The 11,780-nt window shown below is 66.5% G+C and carries 11 protein-coding genes; 9 read left to right on the top strand and 2 right to left on the bottom strand.

Translation table 11 applies throughout. The features are described from left to right. The first annotated feature begins 92 nt into the window (after positions 1-92). From G9Q37_RS17215 to G9Q37_RS17175, 9 genes are all read left to right on the top strand, one after another. Positions 93-1,097 carry a TRAP transporter substrate-binding protein gene (locus G9Q37_RS17215; protein ID WP_166229102.1) on the top strand — a complete coding sequence of 335 codons (1,005 nt, stop codon included), beginning with the start codon at positions 93-95 and terminating at the stop codon, positions 1,095-1,097. An 87-nt stretch (positions 1,098-1,184) separates the two neighbouring features. After that, positions 1,185-1,694, top strand: coding sequence for a TRAP transporter small permease (locus tag G9Q37_RS17210; RefSeq protein ID WP_166229100.1), 510 nt, complete (start codon positions 1,185-1,187; stop codon positions 1,692-1,694). Continuing rightward, positions 1,691-2,983, top strand: coding sequence for a TRAP transporter large permease (locus tag G9Q37_RS17205; RefSeq protein WP_166229098.1), 1,293 nt, complete (start codon positions 1,691-1,693; stop codon positions 2,981-2,983). Before G9Q37_RS17210 ends, G9Q37_RS17205 begins: the two co-directional genes overlap by 4 nt. Before the next feature lie 284 nt (positions 2,984-3,267). Next, on the top strand, positions 3,268-4,683 hold the full coding sequence (pdxR, locus tag G9Q37_RS17200) for a MocR-like pyridoxine biosynthesis transcription factor PdxR (RefSeq protein ID WP_166229096.1): 1,416 nt from the start codon (positions 3,268-3,270) through the stop codon (positions 4,681-4,683). Between the two features lie 204 nt (positions 4,684-4,887). Then, complete coding sequence (locus G9Q37_RS17195) at positions 4,888-5,886, top strand: alpha/beta hydrolase family protein (protein ID WP_166229094.1); 999 nt, start codon at positions 4,888-4,890, stop codon at positions 5,884-5,886. Positions 5,887-5,944: 58 nt separating this feature from the next. Further along, positions 5,945-6,310, top strand: a complete 366-nt coding sequence (locus G9Q37_RS17190; RefSeq protein WP_166229092.1) for a hypothetical protein — start codon at positions 5,945-5,947, stop codon at positions 6,308-6,310. Between the two features lie 162 nt (positions 6,311-6,472). After that, positions 6,473-6,931, top strand: a complete 459-nt coding sequence (locus G9Q37_RS17185; protein ID WP_205710669.1) for a GNAT family N-acetyltransferase — start codon at positions 6,473-6,475, stop codon at positions 6,929-6,931. Next, entirely contained in the window at positions 6,928-7,104 is a 177-nt protein-coding gene (locus G9Q37_RS17180; RefSeq protein WP_166229090.1) for a hypothetical protein, read from the top strand. The genes G9Q37_RS17185 and G9Q37_RS17180 overlap by 4 nt, the downstream gene beginning before the upstream one ends. Then, the gene (locus G9Q37_RS17175) at positions 7,101-7,883 is read left to right on the top strand and encodes a CPBP family glutamic-type intramembrane protease (protein ID WP_166229088.1); all 783 of its coding nucleotides are present in this window, start codon (positions 7,101-7,103) and stop codon (positions 7,881-7,883) included. The genes G9Q37_RS17180 and G9Q37_RS17175 overlap by 4 nt, the downstream gene beginning before the upstream one ends. Before the next feature lie 39 nt (positions 7,884-7,922). On the opposite strand, the gene gyrB is transcribed toward G9Q37_RS17175, so the two are convergent. Further along, positions 7,923-10,511 (bottom strand): DNA topoisomerase (ATP-hydrolyzing) subunit B, encoded by a 2,589-nt coding sequence (gyrB, locus tag G9Q37_RS17170; protein ID WP_166229086.1) that lies wholly within the window; start codon positions 10,509-10,511, stop codon positions 7,923-7,925. Positions 10,512-10,588: 77 nt separating this feature from the next. Next, entirely contained in the window at positions 10,589-11,695 is a 1,107-nt protein-coding gene (gene dnaN, locus G9Q37_RS17165; RefSeq protein ID WP_166229084.1) for a DNA polymerase III subunit beta, read from the bottom strand. Between the last annotated feature and the right edge of the window lie 85 nt (positions 11,696-11,780).

The raw sequence follows: 11,780 nt of genomic DNA, 5'->3' as shown, positions 1-11,780 counted from the left end.
ATGACCTTAGATTCCGCTCCTCATAAACAGTCTGACTGGTCGGACTTATTTTGACCCACCCACCCACCCCCACCACCCTCGAAAGACATCCCATGAAAGCCCGCCTCCTGGCCGTCACCGCCCTGCTGGGCACCGCTTCTGCCTTCGGACAAACCGTGCTCACGGTGTCTTCCTGGCTGCCCCCCACCCACACCGCGAGCGTGAGCCAGCAGAAGTGGTGCGCGGCGCTCGAACAGGAATCCAAAGGCGGCCTCAAGTGCAACATCCTGCCCAAGGCCGTGGCCGCGCCGCCCGGCACGTTCGACGCGGTGCGCGACGGCCTGGCCGACGTGTCGTTCACGGTCGACGGCTACACGCCGGGCCGCTTCGTGTTCGCGCAGATCGCCGAATTCCCGTTCCTCGGTGACAGTTCGGAAGCCACGTCGGTGGCCTACCAGCGGATCTACCAGAAGCACTTCGTTCCGCTGGGCGAGCACCGCGGCGTGAAGGTCCTGGGCGTGTTCACGCACGGGCCGGGGGTGATCTTCAACACCCGAAAGCCCATCACCTCGGCCGCCGACGTGGCCTCGCTCAAGTTCCGCATCGGTGGCGGCAACATCAGCGAGCTGTCCAAGGCCATGGGCTGGAACGTCACGCTCAAGCCGGCCACCGACTCGTTCGAACTGCTGTCCACCGGCGTCATGGACGGCACCTTCCTGCCCGATGAGTCCTTTGCGTCGTTCAAGCTCAGCATGGTCAAGCACGTCACGCGCTTTCCGGGCGGCCTCTACAACAGCTCGTTCGTCTTCATCATGAACCCCGAGAAATACAAGGGCCTGAGCGCGGAACACAAGGCCGTTGTCGACAAGCTGTCGGGCGAGTACGTGGCGCGCCTCTTCGGTCAGGGCTGGGACGCGCTCGACAAGACCTCGCGCGAAGGCCTGCAGAAAGAGCTGGGCGTGCAGCCCGTGCGCGCCAGCGAGGCCTTCGTCGCCGAGGTGCGCGCCAAGCAGAGCGGACTCGAAGACAAGTGGGCCGCGGCCGCTTCGGCCAAGGGCCTGAAAGATCCCAAGGCGGTCCTGGACGAGTTCCGCGCCGAGATCAAGAAGGTCAACTGATCCCGCGCACGCCTTTCACTGTCTGACGCACGGCGGGCGGCCCGATACCGGGCCGCCCGCCATCGCCGTCTTCAACCCGATCACAACATGCTCACTTTCCTGGACCGCGCGCTGCGCTGGTCGAGCGGCCTCATGGCCGCGATCGCGCTCTTCGCCATCATGTGGCTCACGCTCGCCGATGTGACCGGCCGCAAGTTCCTCAGCCACTCAGTGCCCGGCGGGCTGGAGCTCACCGAAGTGCTGATGGTCGTGGTGATCTTCGGCGCGCTGCCGCTGGTCTCGTTGCGCAGCGAGCATGTGGTGTTCGACACGCTCGATGCGTTTGTGCCCGCGTGGTTCAAGGGCCTGCAAGCGCGCCTCGTGCATCTCATCTGTGCCGGCATGTTCGCCTTCATGGCCAAGCTCATGGTGCAACGCGCCGATCGCTTCAGCGAATACGGCGACGTCACCCTTCACCTGCAGCTGCCGCTGTCGCCCGTGGCGTGGCTGATGGCAGCCTTTCTTCTGGTCACCGCCCTGGTGCACCTGCTGTTCCTGGTCATGCCGCTGACCGCCACGCAAGCCGACGAGCCCACCGGCGAAGGGAGCGCATCATGATCGAAGCATCCATCGGCTTCGCTGCCGTCTTCATCATGGCCGCGCTGCGCATCCCGCTGGCGGTGTGCATGGTCACCGTGGGCATGGGCGGCCTGGCCCTGCTGCGCGGCTGGCAGCCCGCGCTCGCCAGCACCAGCCAGGTGATCTTCGAGACCGGCTTCGCCTACGTGCTCTCGGTCATCCCGCTGTTCGTGCTCATGGGCAACTTCGTCGCGCGCGCGGGCATGGCGCGCGAGCTCTTCCAGGCCGCCAACGCCTTCGTCGGCCACCGCCGCGGCGGCCTGGCCATGGCCAGCATCATCGCCTCGGGCGGCTTCGGCGCCATCTGCGGCTCCTCCATCGCCACCGCCGCCACGATGACGCGCGTGGCCTACCCCGAGATGAAGCGCCACGGCTACCGCGACGCGCTCGCGGCCGGCTCCATCGGCGCCGGCGGCACGCTGGGCATCCTCATCCCGCCCTCGACCATCATGGTGATCTACGGGATCATCACCGAGACCGACATCGGCAAGCTCTTCGTGGCCGGCATCCTGCCCGGCATCGTGGCCATCGTCTGCCTGTGCCTGGCCGTGGTGGTCGTGACCTGGCGCGACCCCGCGGCCGGCCCCGCCGCCGAGCGCCACAGCTGGCCCGAGCGGCTGCGCGCGCTGCGCAACGTCTGGGGCGTGGCGCTGCTGTTCGCGCTCGTCATCGGCGGCATCTACGGCGGCGTGTTCACCGCCACCGAGGGCGCGGGCGTGGGCGCGGGCGGCGCCTTCGTGTTCGCGCTGCTGCGCGGCTCGCTCACGCCGCGCGCGCTGCTGGAGATCCTGCAGGAGAGCGCGCGCACCACGGCCATGCTGTTCACCATCCTGATCGCGGCCATGGTGTTCACCAGCTTCGTGAACTTCACCAGCATGCCCAACGACCTGCGCGACTTCATCGTGCAGTTCAGCCCCGAGCCCATCATGGTCGTGGTGATGATGATGGTGATCTACATCCTGCTCGGCCTGGTCATGGAGGAGCTCTCGATGGTGCTGCTCACCATCCCCGTGTTCTTCCCCGTCATCACCGGCCTGGGCTACGACCCGGTGTGGTTCGGCATCCTCATCGTCACCGTGATCGAGATCGGCATGATCTCGCCGCCCGTGGGCATGAACCTGTTCGTGATCAACGCGCTGCTGCCCAAGGTGCCGCTCAATCAGATCTTCCGCGGCGTCTGGCCCTTCGTGTTCGCCGACATCGTGCGCCTGGGCATCCTGGTGGCCTTCCCGGTGATCTCGCTCTGGCTCCCGGGGTTCATGGGCTAGTGCGGCGCCAGCGCCGGCGGCATCGATCTCGACAAGCTGGACTGTGGACGTGCCAGGACGCCTGAGCGGCGCGCCACGATGGCCCGAATAGCCGGGCTCTCTTGAAGAGCCTCTCGCCAGATAATCGGCCAGCCAGGCGAGCCGTTCGACCGCTTCGGCACTGCGGGCTGTGAGCGCAATTCTTCCTCTGCTGGACACCGGGCTGGTGTTGTGCGGACGGGCGCAGCCCATGCAACATCCCACGGTCTTGGCTTTTGCCCATGGAGCCCACCACCGCCCTCGCCTTGAGCACACTGCTTGAACTGGCCGCCGAATCCCGGGGCGGCGCATCCGTGGTGTTGCAGCTCACGCAGGCCATGCGCGCGGCCATCCTGAATGGCCGTCTCCCCGGCGGCACGCGCCTGCCCGGCACCCGTGTGCTGGCCAAGGCCACCGGCCTGGGCCGCAGCACCCTGGTGGAGGTCATCGAGCAGTTGGCGATGGAGGGTTACCTCGAGACACGGCAAGGCGCGCACACCCGTGTGGCGTCGATAGACACCCATGCAGGCGCCCGCGCCCGGCCGTCGTCCGTGGTGCCTGTGCGCTCGGACCTGTGGGTGCTGGACGATCCGCCCACGCCGGTGGACATCCGCGCCTTCCGCACCGGTCTGCCCGACCTGCGCAGCTTTCCCTCGCAGGAATGGGCGACTTTGGTGGCCAGGCGTTCCCGACGCCCCATCAGCCACGACCTGAGCTACGCCCACCAGTGCGGGCTGCCGGCCCTGCGCGAGGCGCTGTTGGTGCACCTGCGACAGGCGCGTGGTGTGTTGGCCGAGCCAGAGCAGGTGCTCATACTGCCCAGCGCTCAAGCGGCGTTTTCTGTCCTGGCGCAAGCCTGCGTCGGCCCGGGCGACACCGCCTGGGTGGAAGACCCGTGCTACCCCGGCATTCGCTCGGTGCTGCGCAGCCGCGGCGCGGCGGTGGTCGCCAGGCCGGTCGACCATGCGGGCATCACGCTGCCCCAGGAGCACTCTGCTGCCCCGAAGCTCATCTACACCACGCCGTCGCACCAGTTCCCTACCGGTGTCACCATGCCTCTGCCTCGGCGCTTGGACCTTCTGGAGCACGCTGCCCGTGTGGGCGCCTTGGTGGTTGAGGACGACTACGACAGCGAATACCAGTACCACGGGCACCCCGTCCCAAGCCTTCAGGGGCTGGACACACAAGGCTGTGTGGCCTACGTGGGCACTTTCTCCAAGACCCTGGCTCCAGGGCTGCGCATGGCGTACCTGGTGGTGCCGCAGCGGTGGCGTGCCCTGGTGGAAACCATCGCCACGGTCTCGGGCTATGCCGTGCCGGTGCACCTTCAGCTTGCCATGGGCGACTTCATCGCAGGGGGTGGATTCCAGCGCCACTTGCGGCGCATCACCTCGGAAGCAGGCGAGCGCATTCAGCTGTTGGCACAGACACTTCAACGAGCCCAAGACCCCCGTCTGGATATCCCGACACCCCAAGGCGGCTTGCAACTGTGTGTGGGCTGGAAGGGCGAGACACCCGATACCGACATCGCTCAACGCTTGCTCGAGGCGGAGGTGATGGCGCTGCCACTGTCATCGCTGTGCCACGGCGTTCAGCGGCAGGGGTTTGTGCTGGGTGTGGGCTTGGTGCCCAAGACAGAAATCGAATCCGCCTGCGGTCGCCTGCTGGCAGGCCTTGGCTGAGGCCGACTCGCCAGCCCACCCCCCAAGCGAGACCGCCATCGAGGCACCCGCCAGCGCGCCCCCCAGTGCCATCGAGGCAACACCACCCAAACGCCAGGAGCCCGAACTGGTTTGCCAATGTCATGGCCACTGGTTCTTCCACTGGGTGGTTGCACCAGCAACCATACGCGCGTCCAAACGAATGCCATCCAGGTCGACAAACCCATGCAAATCTTTGCAAGCCTGCTGCTGACCACGCTCTCTCTTTGGCTCGGGGCCGCGCACGCCGCCGGATTCGAGCCGCTGCGGGTCGAACTGGACCGAGGTCGCGAAGCCACCGGGGGCGTTTGGTATCCATCGCCCTCGACCCCTTCACCAGCAAGACTGGGGCCGTTTTCGGTGCCGCTGGCGCTGCGCGGTGAGCTGGCCTCGGGCCGCCTGCCGCTCATCGTCTTGTCCCATGGAACGGGGGGCACCTTCGCAGCGCACATCGACACCGCCGTGGCGTTGGCCGACGCGGGCTATGTCGTGGCGGCCATCTCGCACCCTGCGGACAACGCCGACGACACCTCGGGTTTCGGCACGCCGGCGCAGCTCGTCGACCGCGTACACGACCTGTCGCGTCTCATCGACCACATGACGTCATCGTGGAGGGGCGCAGGTCAAGTCGACCAGGAACGCATCGGCGCGTTCGGCTTCTCCGCCGGTGGTTACACCGTGCTGACCGCCATGGGGGGCCGCCCGGATTACGCGCGATTGCCCACCCACTGTCGCGACCATGCGCTGGATGCTGTGTGTGAACCCATGATGAAGCGCTGGGACTCCATGCTGCAGGTGCAGGCGCCCATGCCCGATAGGCGCATCAAGGCCGCCGTGGTGGCCGCACCTGGCCTGGGCTTCCTCTTCGATGCGGCGTCACTGCACAAGCGTGCTCCTGACATACAGCTGTGGCAGGCCGAGCGGGACGAAGTGCTTCTTCACCGCTTCCATGCCCAGGCGGTCGGCGATGGCCTTGGCGCAGCAGCCGACGTTCGACGGGTGAACGCTGCAGGCCACTACGCGTTTCTCGCGCCATGTCCCGAGCACCTGGCCAAGGCCCTGCCCGCCATCTGTGCAGACGCGCCCTCTTTCGACCGCGAGTCGTTCCACCGCCATTTCAATGCCGAAGTCATCCAGTTCTTCACCAAACGACTGACCACAGGCGGTGCGAATCGCCCCGAATAGGCCCCGCACGAAACCCTGCGACCAGGCAGCAGCTCGAATCCCGTTCCTCAACACGTTCATGACCATGCCGTTCCGACCTCTCCCTGTCCTTTCCCTGGCGTTCACGTTGCTGTTCCTGGGGTCCGCCGAGGCGCGCTGCGTTCAGGACCGCTACGGCAACACCCTCTGCCCTGCACCAGACAGCCGCTGTGTCGCTGACCGGTACGGGAACTGGCTGTGTTCGTCGGAAGGCGGGGACGCCGCATTGGACCGATACGGGAATCCGGTGTGCGGCGCGGGCCGCTGCGTGGCAGATATCCATGGAGAGGTGTGGTGCTCCACCCAGTCCAGGGGCAGCGCGGCGCTGGACCGCTACGCCAAGGCGGTCTGCACCGGGGGTTGCGCGCCGGCGACGCCCAGCGCCTGCTCGCCCTTGAAGAAGTGAGCATGACCCCGCAGGCCACGAACCCGCCCACTTTTGCTTCTGCGGCTCGGTGCCGGGCCGCGGCCAGGACGGTCAATCATCTCTTTCGCCCCGCTCTTGCCGCGCGCCCCGAGCGACCACGGGCGCATGGCACCCACGGGATGCGCCAGAACCCAACATCGCATGAACTCGACCATCAACGTTCGTCAGGCTGAGGCGGCCGACATCGAAGACCTCGCCGGTCTCTTTGACGCGTACCGTGTCTTCTACGGCCAGACCTCCAACCCTCAGCTGGCCAGGCGCTTCCTTCAGGACCGACTGACGCGGGCCGATTCGACGGTCTTTATCGCTCGCGACGACCTGGGGCAGGCGGTTGGCTTCACACAGCTGTATCCCACGTTTTCCTCGATAGCCTGTCGGAGAGCGTTCACCCTCAACGACCTTTACACGGTCGAGGTCGCTCGCGGCAAGGGCGTGGGGCGTGCCCTGCTGACGGCAGCGCGCGACCACGCGGCCGCTTGTGGCGCGGCCCATCTCACCCTTGAAACCGCACTCGACAACAGCAACGCACAATCGCTCTACACGTCCTTTGGCTTCGTTCGGGACACGCGGTTCTGCACTTACTCCATGAACCTGCCATGAGCCTTGCCTTCTCGCGCAGCCACGGCCCACTCACCCTGGCATTGGCCGGCTGTGCCCACGTTGACACGCCCACGACGCCCGAACGCAAGGTGGAGGCGGATACGCAGCGCTGCGTGCGCTCTCGCGTTTGGAACGACCCCGACCACGACGGCTGGCAGAAAGGACGGTCATGAAACCGCCCGCTGCGCCTGCAGGCTTTGCCCGGCGCTTTCTGCCTGTTTGGGCGCTCGGGCTGGTCGGCGTCCTTGGGCTGCTGGTCCAGACCCCACCAGCCACTTTGTTTGAGCAAGCCCCCCCATTGCGGGAATTGCCTCAAGCGGCGCTCAGGGCGCTGCTTCTTGTGAACCCGTTGCTGCTGGTGACCGTGGCGGCCCTGGTGGGAGCGGCCGTCACGCCTCGGCTGCGGCTGCACAGCCGGCTGGCTGGGGATGTCGGTGCTCGGGTGGCACCTGGCCTGGCGCTGGTCGTTGGGTTGTGTCTTGCAGCGGCTCTCGCGATGACCGATGCCGCATTGGCCAACGCCCTGGGCGATGAATGGCGAAAAGTGCTTGCCGAGGCCAAGGCCACACCACCACTGCACGCACTGGCCATTGGCATCCTGTACGGAGGCCTTGCTGAAGAGGTGATGATGCGCTGGGGTTTGATGGCGCTCGTTGCATGGCTGCTCCTGGCCATTCAGGGGCGACGCTCAGCCGCGGCGGCGCAACCATCGGCAGCCACCATGTGGGCCGCGATGGCCCTGGCTGCACTGGTCTTCGCCGCGGGTCATCTGCCGGCCTTGGCGCAAAGTGTCACGCTCACCGGTCCGCTGGTCGTCAGGACGGTGTTCTTGAATGCGATGGCGGGGATGGCCTATGGATGGCTGTTCTGGCGCAAGGGCCTCGAGTGCGCCATGTTGGCTCACGCGTTCACCCACGTTGGTTTGGCTGCAGCCCGCATGCTGTGGACTTAGGGGGCGTTGTCCCCCTCATGCGCCCGGCTGCCCCCGTCCTCAAACGTCGATGTTCCCCGCCCGCAGCGCGTTCGTCTCGATGAAGTCGCGCCGCGGCTCCACCTCGTCGCCCATCAGCATGGTGAACACGCGGTCGGCCTCGATCGCATCGTCGATCTGCACGCGCAGCAGGCGGCGCACGGCCGGGTCCATGGTGGTTTCCCAGAGCTGCTCGGGGTTCATCTCGCCCAGGCCCTTGTAGCGCTGGCGCGCGGTGGTGCGCTCGGCTTCGCTGATCAGCCACTGCATGGCCTGGCGGAAGTCGCTCACGCGCTCTTCTTTCTGCTTGTCGCCTTCACCGCGCTGCACCTTGGCGCCTTCGCCGAGCAGGCCACGGAAGGTGTTGGCGGCTTCGGCGAGCGCGGCGTAGTCGGCGCCGTGCACGAAGTCCTGCGTGATCACGCTGCTCTTGATGTTGCCGTGGTGGCGGCGGCTGATGCGCAGCACCGGCTTGTCGGTGCGTTGGTCGAATTCGGCCGTGACCGTGGCGGGCACGCCGGTGGTGCTGAGCTCGCGCAGCTTGGTCTGCAGCTCTTGCGCGCTGGCCGACGCGGCTTCCATGTCGTCCAGGCCCAGGGCCACACCGTCGGCCACGGCGCGCAGCGCCTCGGCGTCCATGAAGGCCGACAGGCGCGCGATGACCTGCTCGGCCACCTGGTGCTTGCGCGCGAGCTCTTCGAGCGTCTCGCCCTCGAGGACGCTGTTGGTTGCGCCGCCCGTGAGCACCCTGGCGTCTTTGAGCGCGATGCGCAGCAGGAAGCCGTCGAGCGCGGCGGCGTCTTTCAGGTAGAGCTCTTCCTTGCCGCTCTTGACCTTGTAGAGCGGCGGCTGCGCGATGTAGATGTGGCCGCGCTCCACGAGCTCGGGCATCTGGCGGTAGAAGAAGGTGAGCAGCAGCGTGCGGATGTGGGCGCCGTCCACGTCGGCGTCGGTCATGATGATGATGCGGTGGTAGCGCAGCTTGGACACGTCGAAATCATCGGCGCCGCTCTTGCCGTCGCCCGCGCTGCCGGCCTTGCCGATGCCCGTGCCCAGCGCGGTGATGAGCGTGAGGATCTCGTTGGAGGTGAGCAGCTTCTCGTAGCGCGCCTTCTCCACGTTGAGGATCTTGCCGCGCAGCGGCAGGATCGCCTGGAACTTGCGGTCGCGGCCCTGCTTGGCCGAGCCGCCGGCGGAGTCGCCCTCGACGATGTAGATCTCGCACAGCGCCGGGTCTTTCTCCTGGCAGTCGGCGAGCTTGCCGGGCAGGCCCATGCCGTCGAGCACGCCCTTGCGGCGCGTCATCTCGCGCGCCTTGCGCGCGGCCTCGCGCGCCTTGGCGGCTTCCACGATCTTGCCGCAGATGATCTTGGCGTCGTTGGGGCGCTCCTGCAGGTAGTCGGTGAGCAGGCGCGCCACCACGTCTTCCACGGGGCCGCGCACCTCGCTCGACACCAGCTTGTCCTTGGTCTGGCTCGAGAACTTGGGCTCGGGCACCTTCACGCTGAGCACGCAGCACAGGCCCTCGCGCATGTCGTCGCCGGTGACCTCGACCTTGGCCTTCTTGGCCAGCTCGTTTTCTTCGATGTACTTGTTGATCACCCGCGTCATCGCCGCGCGCAGGCCGGTGAGGTGGGTGCCGCCGTCGCGCTGCGGGATGTTGTTGGTGAAGCAGAGGACCTGTTCGTTGTAGCCGCTGTTCCACTGCATGGCCACTTCGACACCGATGTTGGTGCCCTGGTCGCTCTGGCGGTCGCCGAGCGCGTGGAAGATGTTGGGGTGCAGGACGGTCTTGCCCTTGTTGATGAACTCGACGAAGCCCTTGACACCGCCGGCGCCCGAGAAGTCGTCTTCCTTGCCGCTGCGCTCGTCGTGCAGGCGGATGCGCACGCCGTTGTTGAGGAAGCTGAGCTCGCGCAGGCGCTTGCTCAGGATCTCGTAGTGGAAGTCGTTGTTCTCTTTGAAGATCTCGGTGTCGGGCAGGAAGTGCACCTCGGTGCCGCGCTTCTCGGTCGCGCCCGTGACCTTCATGGGCGAAACCTCGATGCCGTCGGCCGTGGCCTCGACGATGCGGTTCTGCACGAAGCCGCGCGCGAACTCGATCTGGTGCACCTTGCCTTCGCGGCGCACCGTCAGGCGCAGCCACTTGCTGAGCGCGTTCACGCAGCTCACGCCCACGCCGTGCAGGCCGCCCGAGACCTTGTAGCTGTTCTGGTTGAACTTGCCGCCGGCGTGCAGTTCGGTCAGCGCGATCTCGGCCGCGCTGCGCTTGGGCTCGTGCTTGTCGTCCATCTTGATCCCGGTGGGGATGCCGCGGCCGTTGTCGACCACGCTGATGGAGTTGTCGGTGTGGATGGTGACGACGATGTCGTCGCAGTGGCCGGCCAGCGCTTCGTCGATGGAGTTGTCGACCACCTCGAACACCAGGTGGTGCAGGCCGGTGCCGTCGGAGGTGTCGCCGATGTACATGCCCGGGCGCTTGCGCACGGCCTCCAGGCCTTCGAGGATCTGGATCGAACCCTCGCCGTAGCCCTCGCTCGCACCGGCCTGGTTGGGGTCGATCTTGGGCTGGAAATTGGAGCTTTCGGGGCTCTGTGCGGCGTCGGACATAGGAACTTTCTCTATCGCTAAAAACGCCAAACCCGCTGTGGAGCGGGTCGGGCTTGCTGCAAGCTGGGGCGTCGCGTTCAGATGCGCATGGGCATCACGACGTACTTGAAGGCGTTGTCGTCGGGGTTGGTGACCAGCGCCGAGCTGTTGCCGTCGGCCAGCTCCACACGCACCATGTCCTGGCCCATGTTCTGCAGGGCGTCGATCAGGTAGGTCACGTTGAAGCCGATCTCGATGGCGTCGCCGCCGTAGTCGATGTCGAGTTCGTCCACGGCCTCTTCCTGCTCGGCGTTGCTCGAGGCCACGCGCAGGGTGCCAGGCTCGAGGTTCAGGCGCACGCCCTTGAACTTCTCGCTCGTCATGATGGCGGTGCGCTGCAGGCAGGCCAGCAGCGGCGCGCGTCCCAGCGTGACGATGTTCTTGTGGTTCTTGGGGATGACGCGGTTGTAGTCGGGGAACTTGCCCTCGACCAGCTTGGTGACGAACTCCATGCCGTCGAAGCTGAACTTGGCCTGGTTGGCCGCGAACTGCATCTCGATCGCGCCCTCCTTGTCGGACAGCAGGCGCTGCAGTTCGAGCACGGTCTTGCGCGGCAGGATCACTTCCTGTTTGGGCACTTCCACGTCGAGCGTGGCCGACGCGAACGCGAGGCGGTGGCCGTCGGTGGCTACCAGGCTGAGCTGCTTGCCCTCGGCCACGAACAGGATGCCGTTGAGGTAGTAGCGGATGTCGTGCACCGCCATCGCGAACGAGACCTGGCCGAGCAGGCTCTTGAGCGTTTTCTGGGGCACGCTGAACACCGGGCCGAAGCTCGCGGCTTCCTGCACCAGCGGGAAGTCTTCGGCCGGCAGGCTCTGCAGCGTGAAGCGGCTCTTGCCGCCCTTGAGCACCAGCTTGCCGCCGGTGTGCTCCAGGCTCACGGTCTGGTCGCCGGGCATGGTGCGCAGGATGTCAATGAGCTTGCGCGCGCCCAGCGTGGTGGCGAAGGCGCCGCTGTCACCGCCCAGGTCCGCGGTGGTGCGGATCTGGATCTCGAGGTCGCTCGTGGTGAGCTGCAACGCGCCGCCCGTCTTGCGGAACAGCACGTTGGCCAGGATCGGCAGCGTGTGGCGCCGCTCCACGATGCCCGAGACCGACTGCAGCGCAGCCAGCACCTTGTCCTGGGTGGATTTGAAAACGATCATCGGCGGCTCTTTCCTGGTGAAGGGGGCCCCTGGGCTCCCCGGGCGGCGTAAACCGCCGTATTTTCACCTTTTTGAACGGTGTTTT

The organism is Hydrogenophaga crocea (genome assembly GCF_011388215.1).
Taxonomy (GTDB): domain Bacteria; phylum Pseudomonadota; class Gammaproteobacteria; order Burkholderiales; family Burkholderiaceae_C; genus Hydrogenophaga; species Hydrogenophaga crocea.
Note: the sequence above shows the minus strand (reverse complement) of the source record. Positions and strands in the feature narration are given on the sequence as shown.

Bases quoted from the DNA above. Each gene is read 5' to 3' on its own strand.
- G9Q37_RS17215 (WP_166229102.1), top strand. From the start codon at position 93: ATGAAAGCCCGCCTCCTGGCCGTCACCGCCCTGCTGGGCACCGCTTCT.
- G9Q37_RS17210 (WP_166229100.1), top strand. From the start codon at position 1,185: ATGCTCACTTTCCTGGACCGCGCGCTGCGCTGGTCGAGCGGCCTCATG.
- G9Q37_RS17205 (WP_166229098.1), top strand. From the start codon at position 1,691: ATGATCGAAGCATCCATCGGCTTCGCTGCCGTCTTCATCATGGCCGCG.
- G9Q37_RS17195 (WP_166229094.1), top strand. From the start codon at position 4,888: ATGCAAATCTTTGCAAGCCTGCTGCTGACCACGCTCTCTCTTTGGCTC.
- G9Q37_RS17190 (WP_166229092.1), top strand. From the start codon at position 5,945: ATGACCATGCCGTTCCGACCTCTCCCTGTCCTTTCCCTGGCGTTCACG.
- G9Q37_RS17185 (WP_205710669.1), top strand. From the start codon at position 6,473: ATGAACTCGACCATCAACGTTCGTCAGGCTGAGGCGGCCGACATCGAA.
- G9Q37_RS17180 (WP_166229090.1), top strand. From the start codon at position 6,928: ATGAGCCTTGCCTTCTCGCGCAGCCACGGCCCACTCACCCTGGCATTG.
- G9Q37_RS17175 (WP_166229088.1), top strand. From the start codon at position 7,101: ATGAAACCGCCCGCTGCGCCTGCAGGCTTTGCCCGGCGCTTTCTGCCT.
- gyrB (WP_166229086.1), bottom strand. From the start codon at position 10,511: ATGTCCGACGCCGCACAGAGCCCCGAAAGCTCCAATTTCCAGCCCAAG.
- dnaN (WP_166229084.1), bottom strand. From the start codon at position 11,695: ATGATCGTTTTCAAATCCACCCAGGACAAGGTGCTGGCTGCGCTGCAG.